Raw genomic sequence first — 20,132 nt, forward strand, 5'->3', positions numbered from 1 at the left:
CTCATACTTTATAAGCGCCGGCGTTTTCCGCCATCCGCTTATCCAGCCACTGTTTAAGCTCATCCGCCGAAGAATAAATGAGCTTTTGCTCCAATTCAATCAGGCGCTGTTTTTCCCGGTAGGTTTCAGAATCTGTTAGATCGCGCTTTTCGGCATGATAAACAACAGATAAAACACCATTCTCTATTGTAACAAAACCGAGCTCAAAAAACACCTTTGTCATAAAATCAATTGTGTCTTTTGTCCAGCCTTTATGTCTGGCAAGCTCTCCGCCGTATTTCGGCAAGTCAAAAGAACCTCTTTTCAGGAGGAAAGCATAGTACCATTTAAAATATTCCCTTGTTGGAAATGTTGAGAAAAAATGTTCGTCTGATTGATAAAAAATCAGATAAATGCGCTCCAGATTTTTGCCATTTATTACATGATCAAAGATGTCGAGCGACTGCGGAATATCTATAAATACCGCATAACGGCTCTCGAGATCGAGCCGCTCTGCATCTTCGGGGCCGCTGATGACGGTCAGCTCTTCCTCAAGGCCTGTCCCTGCCAGCTTCGCTTTTGTTTCCTCGCGGAAGCAGATGCACGCCCGTTTTGCAGGGTCCAGCTGCAATATTTTTTCTTCCCATGACCGTTTACCCCGCAGATCAAACAGCTGCCATTCATTGACGGCCGCATCTTTGATCATCAGCTGCGGTTTTTTTCTGTTATTCCACTCGTTAATCGACAGTTCCCCGACAATCGAGATCTTTGCTCCAGGAACGATTCCTTCTTCGATAGCGCCTTTATAAAATCCGATGCAATCGAGCTTGTTCTCACCGTCTGCCAGGACAAGCTTCAAGTGATTCTTGTTGGCGCCGATTTTCCTGGCATCGTCAATTTTAACGTCGCTGACAAGAACGAACGGCTTCGGGTTTCCCGTGCCGAACGGCGCCAGCATGTTCATTTCGGCAATGCTGTCAACCGTTATATCTTCGAGCCGGCAGCACAAATCGACGTCTTGGACAGGAATAAAATCTTCCTCGGTCAGAACCGCTTCAGCCTGACGATTGATTCTCTCTCTTAGAGCCGGAACATCTTCCAGGTTGAGCGTCATTCCGGCTGCCATCGGGTGGCCGCCGAAGTGCGGGAGAATATCCCGGCACTCCGAAAGGTTTTGAAATAAATCAAATCCTTTGATGCTGCGCGCAGATCCTTTGGCGATGCCTTTTTCTTCATCGATGCCGAGGACGATCGCGGGCCTGTAAAACCGCTCGACAAGCTTTGAAGCCACGATTCCGACGACGCCCGGATTCCAGCCCGGCCGCGCCGCGACGATCACCGACTGGTCAAGGCCTTCCTCCTCGATCATCTGAACGGCTTCCTCTGTCATCTGATTGACGATTTTTTGGCGCTCCTTGTTCAAGGCGTTGATGTCTTCAGCAAGCTCTTCCGCTTCTGTTTCGTCTTCTGTATTCAGGAGGTAAACGGCCGGGTCAGCCTGTTCAATTCTGCCGACCGCGTTTAAGCGGGGCGCGATTTGAAAACCGATGGTTTCTTCATCCGCACTATGTATCTCCGCTCCGGCAATTTTCGCCAGCGCTTTTAATCCTGGGCGCTTCGTTTTCCTGAACTGTTCCATGCCGCGCTTGGCAATCTGCCTGTTTTCATTATGAAGCGGCACAAGGTCGGCAATCGTGCCGATCGCACAAAGGTCGAGCAAATCTTCCGGGAGCTCTCCGTTCAAGGCATGGGCAAGCTTAAATGCCACACCGACGCCGGCAAGCTCTTTAAATGGATAGCCGCAGCCCGGCTGTTTCGGATGAATGATCGCATAGGCATCCGGCAAAACGGGGCCCGGCTCATGGTGATCCGTAATGATCAGGTCGATGCCGAGCTCTTTAGCGACTTCAGCTTCATGAACGCCGGCAATGCCTGTGTCAACTGTGATGATCAATGAATAGCCTGATTCTTTGATCCCGCGAAAGGCCGCTTCATTCGGACCGTACCCTTCTTTAAAGCGGTCAGGTATATAAAAATCGGCTTGTGCTGAACATTTTTTCAACATTTGCAAAAGGACAGTCGTGCTTGTCACACCGTCCGCATCATAATCTCCGTAAATCATAATCTTTTCTTGATCTGAAATTGCCTGTTTGATTCGCCGTACAGCTTTTTCCATATCCTTCAACAGATAAGGATCATGAAAAACAGCATCCTTGCCATATAAAAATGAAGATGCTTTGTCGGCTGTATCGTAACCTCTCATGACAAGCAATGAGGCGGCAAGGGGAGTAATGCCTAACCTTCCGGCGAGCTGCTCCACCTTTTCTTTGTCGGGCGTTCGCACGTCCCAACGCATTTTTGACGCTAACATAAATTCACCCCTCAACCACACTATTATACTAGAGCGGCATGAGGGGATTCAATTTATTTCGTGCAATCTTTCTAGTCTTTCTGATTTTCGGGCGCCGCCGATTCGGCTTCAAGTTCAGGATGCTTTGCCCGTTCTTCTCTGTTGAGCGCCTTGAGCTCTTTTTTCAGCCGCATGATCTGGAAAGCGCCGGCTGAGCCGATGATAAGCGCCCCCATCAATACCGACACCAAAATGACCAAGATCAAGGGCCATTCGGCCGTTCCAAAAAGAAAATCAACTTTCACCGGTTCAACATTAATGACCGCGAAAACAGCAACAATTAATGTAAAAATAAGTGCAGCAATTAACGTCCATTGTTTGTTCATGAGATACTCTCTCCATTCGCGTCGTTTTCTAGCGTTATTTTCCCGCTCTGCTCCAATTTTAAACAAAAAGAAGACCGATAGAAAGCCGCAAAAACAACTTTTTTCTTTTAAATCAAAAAAAGACCGCCCGGCAGTGCGGGCAGTCCACTATTTAATCTTCTGCAGGCTTGCGCTTTGGCCTTTTCAGCTCGCGCCCTTTCCAGACAAGCCATACTTGAGCTGCGATGTAGAGCGATGAATACACTCCGCTCAACAGCCCGATTAACAGCGCGACAGAGAAGTTTGTAATCGATGCTGCGCCAAAAATGAGGAGCGCAATGACCACAATGACGACGGTCAGCACCGTATTAATCGAACGCGTGAACGTTTGCTGCAAGCTCAAATTCACAATATGCGATAGATCGCTGAAGCTCTTCGGCTTGCGCTTTTTCACCTGTTCCCTGATTCTGTCAAACGTTACGATCGTATCGTTGATCGAATAACCGATAATCGTCAGCACGGCTGCGATAAACGTAATATCCACCTCGAGCCTTGTAATGCTGAAGATCGCAATGATGAAGAATGCATCGTAAAGCAAGGACGCGATCGCCGCAATCGCCATCTTATATTCAAAGCGGATCGAAACATACAAGATGATCCCGAGAGCCGCGATGGCCACCGCGTAGAGAGCGTTTCTCGCCAGCTCTTTTCCGACGGTCGGTGATACTGTGCTGACGTTCGGTTCCGTACCGTATTTGCCTTTAAAATAATCCTTCACTTCGGCAATTTTTTTCTGATCCGGAACGCCGACAAATCTGGCGACGCCGTGTTTCTGATCATCACCCGACAAAACGATCGAATCGGCTGTCAGCCCGACCTCTTCGAAATCTTTTTTCAGCTCTTCGCTCGTCAGCTTGTGATCGCTTTGGACTTCAATTCTTGATCCGCTGGAGAAATCGATGCCAAGGTTTAGCCTGAAAACAAGCAGAATGACAATTCCCGCGGCCAAAACAATCCCGGAAAATGCGAAGAACCATTTACGCTTCCCGACGAAATCCCATTTGGCAAACAGGGTCGGGGGCTCCGTGTTTTCGTCTGTCTTGCTGATGTCCAGGATGTCTTTTTTGCGCACTCCAAACCAGCCTTTTTTCCGGTCAAGCCAGCGGCTTTCGACCAGCAGGCCGAGCAGGAAGCGCGACAGGAAGACAGCTGTTATAAAGCTTGTCAAAATGGATAGGATCAGCATGGTCGCGAAGCCTTTGACAGAGCTTGTACCAAATATGAAAAGCACAATTCCGGCAAGCATCGTCGTAATATTGGCATCAAAGATCGTTGCAAATGATCTTCTGTTTCCTGCTTTAAAAGCCGAACGGACCGATTTGCCGAGCTTCAGCTCTTCTTTTATGCGTTCATACGTAATGATGTTGGCGTCAACCGCCATCCCGACACCCAATATAAGAGCCGCGATCCCCGGCAGGGTCAGAACCGCATTCATCCAGTCAAAGATCTGCAGTGTAATGTAGATGTAGACCGAAAGTGTAATGACCGCAATAAAACCAGGCAAGCGATAGTAAAGAAGCATAAATAAGAAAATAATAGCAATACCAACGATTCCCGCAAACACGGTATCATTTAAAGCCTGCTCCCCAAACTGCGCCCCGACGGATGTCGAATACTTTTCAACGAGTTTGACAGGAAGAGCGCCCGCATTTAAAATGCTCGCCATATCTTTTGCTTCCTGAATCGTAAAGTTACCTTCAATCATCACGTCTGACGTATTCAGCACCTGGCTGACATTCGGAGCGGAGATGTATTTATGATCCGCTTTTTGCGATTCCTTTTTAAAGGAGTCGCCTTTTTTGTAATCAAGCCAGATGACAAGCTGGTTGTTCGGCTTCATATCGAGCACTTTCTTCGTTACTTCGCCGAATTTATCGGCATCCTTCAGCTTGATCGTCACGATCGGCTCATTCGTATCCTGTTTGAACGACTGTTTGGCGCCGTTTTCGACAAGATCCGCACCGTTCAAAAGCTCTTTGTCATTCGTATCCCTGAACGTGAGCTGCGCCTGTGTCGATAAGATTTCCCGCGCCCTGTTCTGGTTGTCGACGCCGGCAAGCTGAACTCTGATCCGGTTGTTTCCTTCGATTTGAATGTTCGGCTCGCTGACGCCTAATACATTTGCCCGGCGGTTCAGCGCTTCAACCGTGCTGACGAGGGCATCCCTGTCAATTTTGTCGCCCTGTTTGGCAGGCTGGACTTCATACAGAACCTCAAAACCGCCCTGAAGATCAAGACCGAGGCTGATGTTGTCTGCAGCCGGCTTCGTGAACATTCCCAGTCCTGTACCGATCAAGAGAACGGTAAGGAAAAACGCAATCAAGCGTCCTTTTTTCATTATGTATTTCCTCCTTAAATCAACCAAAATCAACGGCTACCTCAGCAGCTCATCGAGCATATCCTGCCCTTCTTTGCTGTCGAGTAAATTAGACGTTTTAAACGATTCTACGGTTGCATAGTTCATAAATTCGCCAATTTTCACAGATAAAATATCACCGGCGAGCTGATGAATTTGAACATCCTTCCGCTTCTTCCATTTCTTATTCAATAAGTATGACCACAATTCCTCTATTTCAATATCGTCATAACCGAGTATCCTAAACTCTTCCGTCTTGCTGTGAAGAAAGGGTTTTAAATGGTCCTTGTACAGATCAGCCGAATGTTTGCCCATGCCTAAGCCACGCTCCTTTCACATTTTTTCAGAGAGACTTGTCATGCTTGGACGATGTATGCGCATATCTTATTGTATATGATTAAAGGTTGTTTGAGAAGGCAGGGGACTCTAGAAATGACGAAGCAGACGTTTTTAAAAGGAACGCTCATTTTAATAGCGGCAGGTTTGATTACGAGAATGCTCGGCTTTATCAACCGGATTGTCATCGCAAGGTTCATCGGAGGTGAAGGCGTCGGGCTTTACATGATGGCGGCCCCGACTTTTTTTCTGGCGGTCACCCTCACCCAGTTCGGCCTCCCGGTCGCCATCAGCAAGCTGGTCGCTGAAGCGGAAGCGCGCGGAGACCACAGGAAGACAAAGCAGATTTTAGTGATGTCTCTTGCGATCACCGGGACGCTCAGCGCCATCATTACTCCGGTGTTTCTCATTTACGCTCCGCTGATGGCCGACACGCTGCTCACAGACAAAAGAACGCTTTATCCGCTTTTGGCGGTTACGCCGGTCGTGCCGATCATTGCCGTTTCCAGCGTGCTTAGGGGCTATTTTCAAGGAAAGCAAAACATGCGGCCGCTTGCCGTGTCCCAGGTTCTCGAACAAATTGTCCGGATATCGCTCGTCGCCGTCTGCACGACAGCATTCCTTCCGCTCGGCATTGAATATGCAGCAGCGGGCGCCATGCTGTCATCCGTGTTTGGCGAGTTGGCTTCACTCCTTTATTTGTTCGTCGCCTTTAAATACAAAAAGAAAATCCGCATCAGAAAACGTTTTTTCCAATCGCTGAAATCGGGGCGAACGACTTTTTTTGAGCTGATGAGCGTCTCGCTTCCAACGACGGGCAGCCGTTTTATCGGCAATCTGTCATGGTTTTTTGAGCCGATTGTCGTAGCGCAAAGCCTTGCGATAGCAGGGGTCGCCGCTTCAGCCGCAACGAGCCAGTACGGGGAATTGACCGGCTTTGCCCTGACGCTTCTCACCCTCCCGAGCTTTATCACATATTCGCTGTCTACCGCGCTCGTTCCCGCCATCAGCGAAGGAATCGAGCAGAAAAAAATGCAGGTCGTGGAATACAGGCTTGAGCAGGCGATGAGGCTTTGCCTTTTAAGCGGCGGAATATCGGCGGTCATTTTATTTTCGTATGCGGATGAGCTGGTTAGCGTGATGTACGGGTCGTCAAATGCCGCCATTTACGTCAAAATCATGGCTCCATTCTTTTTGTTTTACTATTTCCAAGGTCCCCTGCAAGCCGTCCTGCAGGCTTTAAACCTGGCCGGCGCTGCAATGATGAACAGCCTTGTCGGCGCCGTTGTGAAAACCGGTCTCATTTTTGTTCTCGCTTCACGGCCTTCGCTTGGCATTATGGGGGCTGCGCTTGCGATCTTAACGGGAATCATCCTTGTCACTTTGCTGCACGCTGCAACCGTCAGCAAAGTGCTTCCCATCAGCATTAACCTGAAAGAATATATCGTATCCTTCGGCGTCATTTTGATATCGGGGTGGGGCAGCCTTCTGATGAAAGAACACCTTTTTTTAGACCAGTCCGAGCCGATGCGCCTGCTGTTGTGTATCGCGGTTACAAGCTTTCTTTACGTCTTCCTTCTGGTCGCCTTCAAGCTGGTCAAAAAAGAAGAAATCCAGCGGTTTCCGCTGTTCGGCCGCTGGATTTCGTAGCTTTCGCTTTAAGGTTTAAATTCATCCTTTATGTCAATAAAAAAAGAACCATTATTGTATGTGCAATAAGAAATTTTGGAAAGATCGCGGTGTCCTTTTTTTTCAAGCTTTTGCTCAAGCCACTCCCGGTTCTTCCCGATCTTTTCCAATTCTTCTTTCTGAACAACTCCGTCAACAATCAACGGCAGTTCGATCATTTTGTTCGGCCCGTCTTTTGTAAACACTGAAAGCTTCCCGGTCGGCTCCAAAATCGCATACGAAACATCCGCGATTCGTTCCACATTCTTATCTCTCAGCTGCGTCATCAAATCATCGTAATTATAGCGCTGTGTCCTCATGGCGTGTTCATCAATTTTTCCGCGGTCTATGATAATCGTCGGTTTTCCATCGAGAAGCCGGCGGATTTTTTGATTTTTCAATGACAGATATGCAAATATAACCTGGATCAGCGTCAAAACGAGAATCGGGATGATCGTATGGAGAAGGTGGTCATCGAGATTTTCAATAGCCAAAACCGCGATTTCGGCCATCATGATAAAAACGACAAGATCCAGTATGCTCAGCTCGCCTATTTCCCTCTTCCCCATCAAGCGAAACAAAATAAAGATGATGAAATACAAAACGATCGTCCGAAACGTAAGAGCTAAGATTTCATCCATTACGGCCCGCCTCCTTCCGCCTATCATGATCATAAACATAGCCTTTGTTAAATTGAGGCTTTTATGTATAAAAGGTGGGGAGAGCTAGTCTATTTGCGAAACATGCAGAATACATATAAAAAGACGAGCCCGTCTATTTGAAAGGAGGATCGTGATGAACGAACCAAAACAAGTCGGCAAAGGAATTTTATACAGCTTGGTGGTCATTTTCGCTTTGATGTTTGCAGGAAGCCTGCTCATTTCGCTGCTCCTCACCTTCACATCATTGACCGAAAGTTCATTCAGCTGGTTCATTACCGCCATATCTTTTATTACCTTGTTTATCGGCGGTTTTATTGCGGGAGGAAAATCGAAGGAAAAGGGATGGCTGAGCGGGGGGTTGACAGCGCTTTGCTTCTCCCTTACGGTGCTTTTGTTTCAATATCTCGGCTTTGGAGAGGCCTTCAATTTGAAGCAGCTCCTCTATCATTCCGGCTTTTTGGGAGTCAGCATGCTGGGCGGAATTTTCGGGGTCAATCTGCAGGGGAGCCGTGCATAAAGGCAGCAAAAAGGGAGCGGATGTCCGCTCCCTTTCCCAGTGCCCGCAGGCTTCTTTTATGCCATTCACATCAGGAACAAATGCAGCTTCCTCAAAACATAGGGAACGGCGCTTATAGCGCCCGGACGTCCCGTCCGAACAGCGCCGCCATCACGTCCTGTGTAAGCCCGATTTCCGATGTTTATGTATCAGCCTTTCGGCTATTCTGCTGACGCCTCTCTGATCGCGCGGCGGTCGAATGTCAGACGGGTATTGTCGCCTGTTTTGATGACAACCTTGCTTTCGTCAATTGAATCAACGATGCCGTGCAGGCCGCCGATCGTTACGACCTTATCTCCTTTTTTCAGCTCCTCCTGCATTTGGCGGACAGCTTTCTGCTGCTTTTGCTGCGGACGGATCAAAAGGAAATAAAGAACCGCAAACATTAAAATAATCGGAAGTAATGTTCCAAGCATCTCCATTATTTTTTCACCCCTTTCAAATGGTTTTATCGCTTTCTTCGTTTATGTGTCAGAAACTTTTAGCATTTGGTTTATTAAAACCGTAGCGCTCAAAAAACTCTTCCCGGAAATCACCTAAACGATCTTCACGAATGGCATCTCTCACTTGCCCCATTAATTTTAACAGAAAATAGAGGTTATGATAAGAAGTTAAACGAATTCCAAACGTTTCGTTGCAGCGGATTAAATGTCTGATATAAGCGCGCGAGTAATTGCGGCACGTATAGCAGTCGCACTGCTCATCAATCGGTCCGAAATCTCTTTCATATTTGGCATTTTTGACGACGAGGCGCCCTTCGCTCGTCATGAGCGTACCGTTTCTCGCTATCCTTGTCGGCAGTACGCAATCGAACATATCCACTCCGCGGATCGCTCCGTCAATCAATGAGTCAGGTGAACCGACACCCATTAAGTAGCGCGGTTTATCCGCAGGAAGCAGCGGAGTTGTAAACTCAAGCACACGGTTCATCACGTCTTTTGGCTCTCCGACGGATAGTCCACCTATAGCATATCCCGGAAAATCCAATGAAATCAAGTCTTTCGCACTTTGTTTTCTCAAGTTTTCGTACTCGCCGCCTTGAACGATTCCGAAAAGCCCCTGCTCGTCAGGACGATTGTGCGCTTTCAGGCACCTTTCCGCCCAGCGGCTCGTCCGTTCAACAGACTTCTTCATATAATCGTACTCTGCCGGGTACGGCGGACATTCGTCAAACGCCATCATGATATCCGAGCCGAGCGCGTTTTGGATTTCCATCGCTTTTTCAGGAGATAAAAACAGCTTGTCTCCGTTTAAATGATTGCGGAAATGAACGCCTTCCTCTTCGATTTTGCGGAACTCGCTCAGGGAAAACACCTGAAAGCCGCCTGAATCCGTCAAGATGGCGCGGTCCCAATTCATAAACTGATGAAGGCCCCCCGCCTCTTTGACGATGTCATGGCCCGGTCTCAGCCAAAGATGGTACGTATTGCTTAAAATAATGCCTGCACCCATTTCTTTCAGCTCTTCCGGCGCCATCGTTTTGACGGTGGCGAGCGTTCCTACGGGCATAAACACCGGCGTTTCAAATGAGCCGTGGGGGGTGTGCACTCTCCCCAGCCTTGCTCCTGTTTGTTTACATGCTTTTATGAACTCATAGCGTATCGGTTGCTGTGACAAATTATGAGCCCTCCCATCTGTTTGAATTTTATTTGATCAACATGGCGTCTCCAAAGCTGAAGAAGCGGTATTCTTGTTCCACTGCGGTCCGGTAGGCGGAAAGCACATGCTCTCTGCCTGCGAGCGCGCTGACAAGCATAATGAGGGACGATTTAGGAAGATGAAAATTGGTAATCATCCCGTCTATCGCCCGGAATGTATAGCCGGGATAGATAAAAATCGATGTCCAGCCTCTCGCTTCAAGGAAGCGGCCGTCATGCTCGGAAGCGATGGTCTCAAGCGTTCTCGTCGATGTCGTGCCCACGGAAATGATCCTTCCGCCATCCTGTCTGACGCGGTTTAACAATGCTGCCGTTTCTTCCGACATTTCATAAAACTCTGCATGCATGTCGTGTTCCTCTACATTATCCGCACTGACAGGCCGGAATGTCCCGAGTCCGACATGAAGGGTGATAAACGCAATATGCACGCCTTTTTTCCTGAGCGCATCGAGAATCTCTTCCGTAAAATGCAGCCCGGCCGTCGGTGCAGCCGCCGATCCCTGTTTCTTTGAGTAAACCGTCTGATAGCGCTCCCTGTCATCGAGCTGTTCTTTAATATAAGGAGGCAGAGGCATTTCACCGAGCGATTCGAGCACCTCATAAAAAATCCCTTCATAGCGGAATTCAATTTTCCTACCGCCGTGCTCGAGCTCGTCTGTGCAGACCGCCGTTAGACGGCCGTCTCCAAACGAAAGAACAGTTCCTCGCTTGACCCGCTTTGCGGGTTTGACAAGCGTTTCCCAGACGTCCCCTTCTTCCTGTTTTAACAGAAGAACTTCAACCTTTGCTCCCGTCTCTTCCTTGACTCCGTACAAGCGGGCTGGCAGCACCCTCGTATCGTTCAGCACGATGCAATCGCCCGCGTTCAGAAAATCAATCACGTGCTTAAACGTGCTGTGAGTGATCTCCCCTGTTTTTTTATCCAGCACCATTAGCCTGGACGCATCCCGCTCTTTTAAAGGAACCTGTGCGATGAGGCGTTCAGGCAAGTCAAAATCGAATAATTCTACTTTCATCTTTTTTCACCTTACTCTATCTATAGACTTGAATGTCGCATCATTTCATTCGTCCGAAGAACGAAAACACCACGGACAGAATGATGCTGATGACAATGCATGTAACAACCGGAAAGAAAAACGTCACGTTTCCCTTTTTCACAAAAATATCGCCGGGAAGCCTGCCGATGACTTGCATGAATAAACCGATGCCAAAAATGACGGCGCCCAGCACCATTAAAATCTTTGGAAATTCAGTCATGGTTCGGAACCTCCATTTTAAAGTGGCTGTAAACATCAGGGGTTACGATGCGTCCCCGCGGCGTTCTTTGAATAAAACCGATTTGAAGAAGATACGGCTCATACACATCCTCAATCGTGTGAGACTCCTCACCGATGGTAGCCGAAATCGTATCGATGCCGACGGGACCGCCGCCAAATTTTTCGATCATGCCCAGCAAAAGCTTGCGGTCAATATGGTCAAGCCCGAGTTTATCAACCTGGAGGCGTTCAAGCGCATCAACCGCCACTTCCTCTGTGATGGAGCTGTTTCCAAGCACTTGGGCAAAATCCCTGACCCTCCTCAAAAGCCTGTTGGCAATCCGCGGTGTCCCTCGTGACCGTCTCGCGATTTCGAGAGCCGAGAGCGAATCGATGTCGACTTCAAACAGCTCTGCCGTTCTGATCACGATTTCCGAAAGCTCGTCACGCGTGTAATACTCAAGCCTCGACAGAACGCCGAACCTGTCCCTGAGAGGCGCGGTTAAAAGCCCGACCCTTGTGGTTGCCCCGACAAGGGTAAAAGGAGGAAGATCGAGCCTCACAGAACGTGCCGACGGTCCTTTGCCGATCACGATATCAAGGCAGAAATCTTCCATCGCAGGGTACAGCACCTCTTCGATCGAACGGTGCAGGCGGTGGATCTCGTCAATAAATAAAACGTCACCTGGCTCCAGAGCCGTTAATATCGCCGCCAAATCGCCGGGGCGCTCAATCGCCGGACCTGACGTCGTTCTGAGATTGACTCCCATTTCGTTGGCGATGATCGCCGCGAGCGTCGTTTTTCCCAATCCCGGCGGCCCGTACAATAAGACATGGTCAAGGGTTTCCTCCCGCATTTTCGCAGCTTCGATGAAAACCTTGAGGTTATCTTTCACTTTTTCTTGGCCGATATACTGAGCCAGTCTTTGCGGACGCAGACTTTGCTCAATCGCTGATTCATGGTTGTCTAGTTCACTTGATACAAGCCGCTCATCCATGATATCACCTTACTTTAACAATTTTTGCAATGCTTTTTTAACGTATTGGTCCGTCGAAAGCGCCTCTTCCTTTTTCAAATGAGGCTGGACTTTTTTAATTTCCCGGTCGGAATAGCCGAGCGCCCTCAATGCTTCAAGCGCCTCCTCAAGAGCCGTTTTCGCTTCATGAATTTGCTCCCGTTCTTCATGGTTAAACAGATCGGCCGCGATGTCAGGAACGGCGTCTGCAAGCTTTCCTTTCAGATCAAGGATGATCTGCCTTGCCGTTTTTTTGCCTACGCCGGGGAATTTAACGAGAAACGCTTCGTCCTCATTCTCGATCGCTTCAATCACCGCTCCCGGATCGCCGGAAGCGAGGATCGCAAGCGCTCCTTTTGGGCCGATCCCCGTAACATTCAGCATTTTCGTAAACAGCATTTTTTCTTCCCTTGTTGAAAAGCCGTACAGCGCATTCGTGTCTTCTCTTACATAATGGTATGTATAGATTGTTTCTTTGCTGTTTTTCTTATAAATAAACGGATTTGGCGTAAAGATCTGATAGCCGATCCCGCCGTTTTCAATGACAATATATTGGGGCGATACATAATCAATCGTCCCTTTTACGAATTCGATCAACGTTCATTCACCTCTTTGACTGCTCTTCATTGTAACACAAAACAGGCAAAGCTAGAATGAAAAAGTTAACATATGTTCGCTAAAAAAGGATTCTGATTGCAGCTAAAAAAAGACATAACAGCGTCATGTCTTCATATCTTTTACATGATGTTGGCTTCCGGATGATTTTACGGCTTCAATGACATGTTCAAATTCCTTCTTCGTGCGGTATGGTATCCCTTTGCGCAAATCATCCGCCATCCGGCTTTCCAGCCGCTTTATATCAATCTGAAAAAACGATTGAATCGGCTCTGATAATATGCCCGGGCGGCCGTGAAAAGTCGAAATTACGCCGTCTTCCGTCACTCCGATATAACCGTTTGTTTTGCTGAGGGGAGAAATGTCGTCCACCTGTTTGCGAAACAGAATAAACCCCTTTTTCTGATCGATAAGCTGCCACCCTTTATAGGCAGCTTTAAAGTCTTCCAGTGTGCGAGCGGCCTCTACTTTATTTTCGATTCCAACGTCTCCGTCCAGATAAACCTTTTCAAGCTGGATTTGAACTTTAGCCGGCTTTTCGGCCAAGGCCTCCAGGTGAAAGCTGAGCGCGGCCAGCAGACTTCCAATAAGCAATAAACCGATTTTGCACTTGCTTCGGCTGTACATCAATATCACCTTCTTTTTTGCCTTAACGATCATATCTATAGTTTGACCAACGCTTTTAAAAATTAATCTAAAAAAGCAAGCGATCTCTTTTTAGATGACAACCGGTTTACGAATATTACATTTTCAAACCAATATGAAGAACTCAAAAGCATTTAAGGTGCAAAACCGCCCGTTCTCATGTATAAACAACATTATAGAGAGTTTTTCGTTTGACCAGCCCTTAAAAAGAAGGTGAGCTCAGCGTGAAAAAGGCGCAAACCTATGCAGAAGCCGTAAAGTATGATACGAAAAAAAAGTTCAACAAACTTGTCCGAAAACCCGATGACCTGGAGTTGATCGGGAAAGGCAGGAGCGCATACGTTTTTAAGCTGACTGAAGAGGGCAGGGAAATGGCTCTTAAAGTCTTTTTTCCCGAATTTAAGAACATTGCCGCAAGGGAAGCGGAGATTTACAAAAAGCTTTCGGATTCGAATTATTATCCTGATATATATGAAACAGGGCCATCATATATATTAATGGAGTATATTAAAGGATACACTTTTTATGAGTGTTTAAACAAAGGCATTCCGATCGATGATGACATGATCTGCGAGGTCGACCGCGCATTGAACGACGCGCGGCGGAAAGGGTTGAATCCATCCGATATCCACCTCCGAAACCTGATATTGACGCCGTCTGGAACAATCAAAGTCATCGATGTCGCCAGGTTTTTGCAGACGAAAGAATGCAGACAATGGGATGACTTAAAAACAGCCTATCAAACCATTTACAAAAAAAGCCGTTTCCCGCAGAGGCTTCCTAAGCTGTGGATGGAATTGATCGCTTATCTTTATAAAAAAAGCTGGCTCCAAAAACACTGGGCCTCCAGAAAAAACAAATTTCACCCGTAACCTGAAACTTAAAGAAAGCATGCCCGTATATGAAATAACCCCATTACCGTCAAGAAAGGAGAAACAACTGTTGAAGAAAAAAAATAAACGAAATGATGACAAATGGGATTATCTTTATCTCCTTGATTTGCTTGAGCCGTTGTTTTATGTGCTAAGGTTCGTAGTAAGAGGACTTGCGAAAATCATAAATTAAACACTCGGGCTTTCGGGTGTTTTTTGCTGGCCGAGTGATAAGTCAAATACAAAACAAAACCCCTTCATCAGAAGGGGTTGCTTTTTAATGTTCTTTCAAATTTGTGAGCGGTACTTCCTGCTCGTTCTCCGGCTGGCCGAGCGGAAAGATTCTTGCGGTTTCATTTTGTTCGTTGACACGCTGAATATAAATCGGCTTGCCGTTATAAGTAACATCAACCATGTCGGGTGATTCGACGATTTCCTGGGCACGCTGCGTATTCATCCTGACACCCTCCTTTTGCTTTTACTCATAATGTGTACTCCCGGCTGCTTTCGTATTCCTTTTTAACCGGTTTTCTTTTAAGGAGGGTATATTTTCAGGCTCCCGGCATCAATGAATCTTTACGTACAAAGGCAGATCCGTGTGTCCCATTTCACGCACATAAACAAACAGATTGCCTTTGTGATGAATTTCGTGTCCGATCGCGAGTTGCAGCAGCTGTTCGCCGGCTATTTTTCGTCCGAAGACACCGGTTAAATCAACTTCACGATCCAATTCTTCATCCGTAAAAGATTCAAGCAGCTTTTTTGTTTTTTCTGTATACGTTTTGGCGAGCTCGCTCAGACTTGTCCCTGTTTCTTCCGGCTTCTTTTTAAAAGCCTCACCGTTCCCTTCCTTTGCCGCCGAAGCAAAGGCATAGAAAGATTGCAGCATATGCGTGACAAGTTCCTTAGCGGGCATTGACGTTTCAGTCGGTTTGTAATCGAGATGTTTTTCATCAATCTTTTGAATCAGTTCTTCTGTCACCAGGCGGTGGGACATAAATTCCTGAACGATGCGGTCTTTCCGTTCCATTCTCTTATTCCTCCTTCATGTTTTAGCAGTTCATACACAGAATAACACGAGTTTCCATTTTCAGCATCTATCCTGCAGCACCCTTCGGACCGCCTTGACATATTTGCGGAATGTTCTCGTTTTTGTCTCCTCCCTCTCTTTATAGGAAAAGTCTCCGAAAAACTCTTTCCTTTGGGCCGTGCTGATTTCAAGCTGCACGCTCATTCCTGTCTGGCTTTCATTATTGATGTTTTCCTCAGCAGTTCCGGCAAATTTCCCGTCCACTTTGACCAATTCTGCGGAAAAGTCAGACTTCTTCAGCGATTTGACGATAGCTTTTGCCAGCTTTCTGTCCGTTCCTCCTACAAGCGTGTGCGGGCGGTCGCCAGAATAGCCGTGGAATGCGATAGTATAGCGGTGTTCTTTGATTTTCTGCAATGCCAAAGGCTCGTCAAAGTTTGTGCTTGTAATATGGAGATCGGAGTTGTTCTCATCCTTTTTTCCTTCGAATAAATAAGTTGAGTAATCATCTTTGAAAGCTCGGACAAGCTCGCTCACTCCGCCTTCTATTCTTCCTCCGTGAGGCGAAAAGATTAAACAGTCGCTTCCCGCTTTTTCGTGATACTCAATGTCATAGCCGCTTTTTTCGTGTTCCTGCAATTCCTTGAAGTTCTTGTATCTGTCCCCGGCTTGGATCTGGTAGTTCTCCCGGGTTGTTTTTTCAGACCACCTGTATACACCATTTATCATCACTGCTGCGATCACCAAGTAGATGAGTACTTTTTTCTTCATTGATTATTCCCCTTTTACACTACCTTTCGATTTCTAAGCATGTCCTCCATGCCTTATTGTATATTTGGCTTTTTTGTGACACAGTTATTTTACGCTTTAGACATGACGCGTTCAATTATGAATAAGTTTGATAAAAAATAAAAATTTAAATAATTTTATTAAAACAATACTTTTTCTTTAGTTTAAAAGATCGATAAATTTTAAGAAGAAAATCTCATAACAATAGGCGTCTCTTGTTGCATAGTTTTCCTTACAGCCTATCCCGCTTGAGAATGAGGCGTTCTATCAGGAACGGGGTATACGGTTTGATAAAAGTGAAAATCAGCTGCGCCTGCCGGCTGCAGATGTTATATTTTCTTTTCCTCCCCGTTCTGTTATCCTATTACCGACAATAAAAATGCAGGTGATAAAACATGGAAACAGAATATGAAACAAAAGGCTACGACCTGACAAAAGTTTATGATTACAATCAATATCCGGATGTCCGCCACGGACGGTGCGACAATTGCGATTACACCCTTTTTAAAAGCTCTGTAAAAAACGGGCAGTTTTTGCGCGAATGCCGGCGCTGCGGCATGAAAAAAAGCATTTGAACGTTACAGCCCGATCGGTTTTCACTTCAGCATTTTTATATGTATAAAAAAACTTGCCGGCAAGGCTGAATAGAGCTTCGCCGGCAATACATGTCATGCTGTCAAATGTTTAAACATCTTTTTGATCTTTGCTTGTGACGATGCCGTTGATCGATTCACCGATCTTTCCGCTAAGATCAGCATTCAGGCTGTTGATATTTTGAATGTATTCGCTGATGATATTTTGGACCGCTCGATTAATCTCTGCATTTTCGCTTTTTGTGAGGTCGGCCTCTCTCAGATCGATACCGCTGTTTTTCTGAACCAGCTCATTGATGGATTGACCAAATCCCGTGATAAAGCTGTTGATATTTTCGATGACTTGAGCGGTTTCCTGATCTTGCGCACCCGCGTCCATAGCCGTGAAAGGCTTCTCATTTTCGCGCTGTTCAGCCATTTATAGAACCTCCTCTCATGATGACAGATTCCTTCACAATATATGATGAACAATCAAATCTTGATTCCGCAGCAGCTTGATAAGGCTGCTAAATGGTTGATGATGCAGAAAAGGACACCGCTCATCTTGAGCGGCGCCCTTTTCTTTAATGAACGTTCGTATACACTTCCTGCACATCGTCATCATCTTCAAGTACGTCAATGAGATTCTCGATTTTTTCCTGAAGCGCTTCATCGACTTCTGCATAGGTTTGCGGAACCATTGTAATTTCGGCTGTTGCCGTTTGGTAGCCGCGTTCCTCCAAGCTTTTCTTCACTTCTTCAAACTGTTCGGGCTCTGTATAAATCTCGAAAAGCTCTTCGCTCGTTTCGAGCTCCTCGGCACCGGCATCAATAACCTCAAGCATAAACTCTTCTTCATCTATCTCAAGATCTTCACGCTCGATTGCAATATATCCTTTCCGGTCGAACATATAAGAAACGCATCCTGTTTCTCCCAAGCTGCCGCCGTTTTTGCTGAAAGCGGTTCTGACGCTTGTCGCCGTCCGGTTTTTATTATCTGTCAAACATTTGACCATGACAGCCACACCGCTTGGGCCGTAGCCCTCATACGTAATTTCCTCGTAGCTTTTTCCATCCTGGCTGCCGGAAGCTTTTTTGATGGCGCGGTCGATGTTGTCGTTTGGCATGTTTGCATTTTTGGCTTTATCGATGACGAGACGCAGACTTGCGTTAGATTCGGGATCAGCTCCCCCTTCTTTTGCGGCTACATATATTTCTTTGGCAAGCTTCATGAAAATTTTGCCGCGTTTAGCATCTTGGGCATTTTTTCTTCTCTGAATATTTTTCCATTTAGAATGGCCAGCCATTTCTTTCTACCTCCAAAAAAATTCTCGTCTCTATGTACACTTTATACGGTTTTCCCCGCTTTTGTAAAGAAATCGGCCGGACGCTCCAAAAAAAATTGCCGGGGAATCCCCGGCAATTCCCAGCTTGTTATTGGTTGCGCAAGCGGTTCAAATTGTTATTCGTCGTGTCTCCGCGATCCCTAATGTTCTGAGGATCATCGTTCATTTCGCGCAGCCTTGTAAATGCGCCGTCGTCCTCGACTACTTGTACGGTTCGGTCTCCAGCAAACGTTTTGGCTGCTTTTCTAATTTGAGTTCTCTCGTTATTTGTCAGCCGTTTATCTGACCGTACCGCGATGATGACCGTTTCATTCGTTACGACAGCCTGGCTTTCGTCAACATAATTCAATTTGTTGACGCGCCCAGTGATATTCCTTGAAATTTTACGATTTTCCGGTCTGTCATAGCCTGTGTCCGCCGTATTCACCAAATGGTTGTGATAATTCATGTCTCCCCGGCTGTAAGTTCCATCGCCTGTTGGAACGGGATTGCCGTTGCCCGCTCGATTGTTCACGTTTGTTGCACCGTTTCTCCCGTTCATGTTTTCAAGCATGTCTGTAACAGGACCGTCATTATCAAGACCGGCATTACGATCTGCATCATTTGAATAATATCCGATCGGACGCGTATTGTTTCCATTATCTATAGCGTCGTTCGTTCCGCAGGCAGATAGACCAGCTGTCAAAAGCAAAATACCCGAAAACACTTTCAGCTTGCTGTCCAATGGTAGTCCCCCCGTGAAAACCGCTGAATTTGAGCATTGCGCTCTTTTTTAGGATGTGCGGGATGTGAAGAGTTACCCTTGACAGTTATAGACAGTCCGTTAAAAAGCATGAAAATGTTTATGGCGGTCCACAATAAAAAAGGAACGATAGATCATCGTCCCATTCCGAATCAGTCTTCATCATCTTCCGGTCTGTTAAACATCTGTCCGCCTGCAGGCTGCTGTTGTCCGTATCCGCCCATACCGTACGGAGCTCCCATTTGCGGCATCTGTCCATATGGCGCCGCACCTGGAAAACCTCCCGGGAAATGACCTGGCCCGCACCCGCAGTCATCTTCTTTGCCGTGCGCCATATTAGGATCGCCCGCATGACCGACGTTTGGCGGTGCAAATCCCGGGAATTGCTGATAAGGCGCATATGCCGGAGCAGTCATCGGCTGCTGTTGATATCCGTGATGTCCGGCATTGTCATGCCCCATGTTGTCATCACCGTCATATTCAGCAGGAGATACATAGCTAGGCTGATGCATGTAAGGCATATGAGCAGGATATGGATGCCAAGGGTGGCATAATCCCGATCCAGGCAGCACCGGTGAAACAGGAATCCAGCAGCCTCCAGGATAGAACGGATAAGGATATGGATGGTGATGATATCCAGCTGCAGCTACATTTGGCATGCCGTGAAACTGCTTATTTTCATCACCTGCTGCACCGACATTTGGCGGCTGCGGAACATTCGGATAATTGACATTTTCCATATGATTCTCCTCCTCATTTGTCCATGGATTATACATGTTGGGGCCTTTCTCTTGATGTTCATAAGGTTTTGGAGGTACGTACGGCTGATGAAGCTGATTGACGCTTTGATACAAATTCGAAATGTCGCCTTCAGGCAAACTTGACTGCCCGATGTTCGGGACAGGCGGAACATAAGGAACCGAAGGCTTTTGTTTCGGTTTTATATCTTCAACATCAAGCTTGCTTTTCGGCTTTTCTTTTGCAAATGGATGTTCCTGCTGTTTTTTCGGTAATTCTTTTTCTTTTCGCATATTGAGCTGTTCTTCTTTTTTGACCGGCACTCCCCCCGACGGTACTTTGATTTTCATGCCCGGCATGATCAAGTCTGGATTGCTCAGCTGCGAATTCAACTTTTTCAGTTCTTCAAAGTCCACTTCATATCTTTCCGCGATTTTTTCCAGAGAATCGCCCTTTTGGACAATATGAATTTTCAACGTTTTCCCCTCCTATGCAAAAACGTGAACGAACAGATAGAATAA

23 protein-coding genes are annotated in these 20,132 nt (G+C 46.7%); 4 read left to right on the forward strand and 19 right to left on the reverse strand.

Annotation, left to right across the window (positions count from 1 at the left end):
- Position 1: 1 nt before the first annotated feature.
- The 4 genes from recJ to BTA31_RS19310 all read right to left on the reverse strand — a co-directional run bounded on the left by recJ (position 2) and on the right by BTA31_RS19310 (position 5,425).
- Positions 2-2,350, reverse strand: coding sequence for a single-stranded-DNA-specific exonuclease RecJ (gene recJ, locus BTA31_RS19295; protein WP_043925425.1), 2,349 nt, complete (start codon positions 2,348-2,350; stop codon positions 2-4).
- A 71-nt stretch (positions 2,351-2,421) separates the two neighbouring features.
- On the reverse strand, positions 2,422-2,715 hold the full coding sequence (locus BTA31_RS19300; protein ID WP_043925424.1) for a LapA family protein: 294 nt from the start codon (positions 2,713-2,715) through the stop codon (positions 2,422-2,424).
- A 151-nt stretch (positions 2,716-2,866) separates the two neighbouring features.
- Positions 2,867-5,092, reverse strand: a complete 2,226-nt coding sequence (gene secDF / locus BTA31_RS19305; RefSeq protein ID WP_076793557.1) for a protein translocase subunit SecDF — start codon at positions 5,090-5,092, stop codon at positions 2,867-2,869.
- A gap of 36 nt (positions 5,093-5,128) precedes the next feature.
- Positions 5,129-5,425, reverse strand: a complete 297-nt coding sequence (locus BTA31_RS19310) for a post-transcriptional regulator (protein WP_076793558.1) — start codon at positions 5,423-5,425, stop codon at positions 5,129-5,131.
- Between the two features lie 117 nt (positions 5,426-5,542).
- Here BTA31_RS19310 and spoVB point away from each other — a divergent pair, with 117 nt between their 5' ends.
- Entirely contained in the window at positions 5,543-7,096 is a 1,554-nt protein-coding gene (gene spoVB / locus BTA31_RS19315; RefSeq protein WP_043925421.1) for a stage V sporulation protein B, read from the forward strand.
- Between the two features lie 8 nt (positions 7,097-7,104).
- On the opposite strand, the gene BTA31_RS19320 is transcribed toward spoVB, so the two are convergent.
- Positions 7,105-7,755, reverse strand: a complete 651-nt coding sequence (locus BTA31_RS19320) for a DUF421 domain-containing protein (RefSeq protein ID WP_043925420.1) — start codon at positions 7,753-7,755, stop codon at positions 7,105-7,107.
- A gap of 154 nt (positions 7,756-7,909) precedes the next feature.
- On the opposite strand from BTA31_RS19320, the gene BTA31_RS19325 reads away from it, so the two are divergent.
- Entirely contained in the window at positions 7,910-8,293 is a 384-nt protein-coding gene (locus BTA31_RS19325) for a TIGR04086 family membrane protein (RefSeq protein WP_043925419.1), read from the forward strand.
- Between the two features lie 200 nt (positions 8,294-8,493).
- Here the strand turns inward: BTA31_RS19325 and yajC are convergent, their stop codons facing one another.
- From yajC to BTA31_RS19360, 7 genes are all read right to left on the reverse strand, one after another.
- Complete coding sequence (gene yajC / locus BTA31_RS19330; RefSeq protein WP_085959518.1) at positions 8,494-8,757, reverse strand: preprotein translocase subunit YajC; 264 nt, start codon at positions 8,755-8,757, stop codon at positions 8,494-8,496.
- Positions 8,758-8,803: 46 nt separating this feature from the next.
- The gene (gene tgt / locus BTA31_RS19335) at positions 8,804-9,949 is read right to left on the reverse strand and encodes a tRNA guanosine(34) transglycosylase Tgt (RefSeq protein ID WP_076793559.1); all 1,146 of its coding nucleotides are present in this window, start codon (positions 9,947-9,949) and stop codon (positions 8,804-8,806) included.
- A 28-nt stretch (positions 9,950-9,977) separates the two neighbouring features.
- A complete protein-coding gene (gene queA / locus BTA31_RS19340) occupies positions 9,978-11,006 on the reverse strand; it encodes a tRNA preQ1(34) S-adenosylmethionine ribosyltransferase-isomerase QueA (RefSeq protein ID WP_076793560.1) in 1,029 nt (342 codons plus the stop codon).
- Between the two features lie 40 nt (positions 11,007-11,046).
- Entirely contained in the window at positions 11,047-11,247 is a 201-nt protein-coding gene (locus tag BTA31_RS19345) for a DUF2905 domain-containing protein (RefSeq protein WP_003183984.1), read from the reverse strand.
- Entirely contained in the window at positions 11,240-12,244 is a 1,005-nt protein-coding gene (ruvB, locus tag BTA31_RS19350) for a Holliday junction branch migration DNA helicase RuvB (protein WP_043925416.1), read from the reverse strand. The genes BTA31_RS19345 and ruvB overlap by 8 nt, the downstream gene beginning before the upstream one ends.
- Positions 12,245-12,253: 9 nt before the next feature.
- Positions 12,254-12,859 carry a Holliday junction branch migration protein RuvA gene (gene ruvA / locus BTA31_RS19355; RefSeq protein WP_076793561.1) on the reverse strand — a complete coding sequence of 202 codons (606 nt, stop codon included), beginning with the start codon at positions 12,857-12,859 and terminating at the stop codon, positions 12,254-12,256.
- A 123-nt stretch (positions 12,860-12,982) separates the two neighbouring features.
- On the reverse strand, positions 12,983-13,504 hold the full coding sequence (locus tag BTA31_RS19360; protein WP_076793562.1) for an intercompartmental signaling factor BofC: 522 nt from the start codon (positions 13,502-13,504) through the stop codon (positions 12,983-12,985).
- Between the two features lie 242 nt (positions 13,505-13,746).
- Between BTA31_RS19360 and BTA31_RS19365 the strand changes: the two genes are divergently transcribed.
- The gene (locus BTA31_RS19365) at positions 13,747-14,394 is read left to right on the forward strand and encodes a protein kinase family protein (protein WP_076793563.1); all 648 of its coding nucleotides are present in this window, start codon (positions 13,747-13,749) and stop codon (positions 14,392-14,394) included.
- Between the two features lie 277 nt (positions 14,395-14,671).
- Here BTA31_RS19365 and BTA31_RS19370 read toward each other — a convergent pair whose 3' ends face one another.
- From BTA31_RS19370 to BTA31_RS19380, 3 genes are all read right to left on the reverse strand, one after another.
- Entirely contained in the window at positions 14,672-14,851 is a 180-nt protein-coding gene (locus BTA31_RS19370; protein WP_020452426.1) for a small acid-soluble spore protein H, read from the reverse strand.
- 108 nt (positions 14,852-14,959) lie between these two features.
- Entirely contained in the window at positions 14,960-15,424 is a 465-nt protein-coding gene (locus tag BTA31_RS19375) for a DinB family protein (protein WP_076793564.1), read from the reverse strand.
- A gap of 60 nt (positions 15,425-15,484) precedes the next feature.
- Complete coding sequence (locus BTA31_RS19380; protein WP_076793565.1) at positions 15,485-16,195, reverse strand: poly-gamma-glutamate hydrolase family protein; 711 nt, start codon at positions 16,193-16,195, stop codon at positions 15,485-15,487.
- Positions 16,196-16,608: 413 nt separating this feature from the next.
- On the opposite strand from BTA31_RS19380, the gene BTA31_RS19385 reads away from it, so the two are divergent.
- Entirely contained in the window at positions 16,609-16,788 is a 180-nt protein-coding gene (locus BTA31_RS19385) for a DUF8096 family protein (RefSeq protein ID WP_003183993.1), read from the forward strand.
- Positions 16,789-16,897: 109 nt separating this feature from the next.
- Here BTA31_RS19385 and BTA31_RS19390 read toward each other — a convergent pair whose 3' ends face one another.
- From BTA31_RS19390 to safA, 4 genes are all read right to left on the reverse strand, one after another.
- Entirely contained in the window at positions 16,898-17,224 is a 327-nt protein-coding gene (locus BTA31_RS19390) for a hypothetical protein (protein ID WP_076793566.1), read from the reverse strand.
- A 145-nt stretch (positions 17,225-17,369) separates the two neighbouring features.
- Positions 17,370-18,092: a YebC/PmpR family DNA-binding transcriptional regulator gene (locus BTA31_RS19395; RefSeq protein WP_076793567.1), complete on the reverse strand. Its 723-nt coding sequence runs from the start codon at positions 18,090-18,092 to the stop codon at positions 17,370-17,372.
- Between the two features lie 127 nt (positions 18,093-18,219).
- On the reverse strand, positions 18,220-18,855 hold the full coding sequence (locus tag BTA31_RS19400; protein WP_043925409.1) for a YhcN/YlaJ family sporulation lipoprotein: 636 nt from the start codon (positions 18,853-18,855) through the stop codon (positions 18,220-18,222).
- 170 nt (positions 18,856-19,025) lie between these two features.
- Complete coding sequence (gene safA / locus BTA31_RS19405) at positions 19,026-20,087, reverse strand: SafA/ExsA family spore coat assembly protein (protein WP_076793568.1); 1,062 nt, start codon at positions 20,085-20,087, stop codon at positions 19,026-19,028.
- Positions 20,088-20,132: the final 45 nt, after the last annotated feature.

Source organism: Bacillus haynesii (assembly GCF_001969855.1).
In the GTDB taxonomy this organism is placed as follows: Bacteria; Bacillota; Bacilli; order Bacillales; family Bacillaceae; genus Bacillus; species Bacillus haynesii.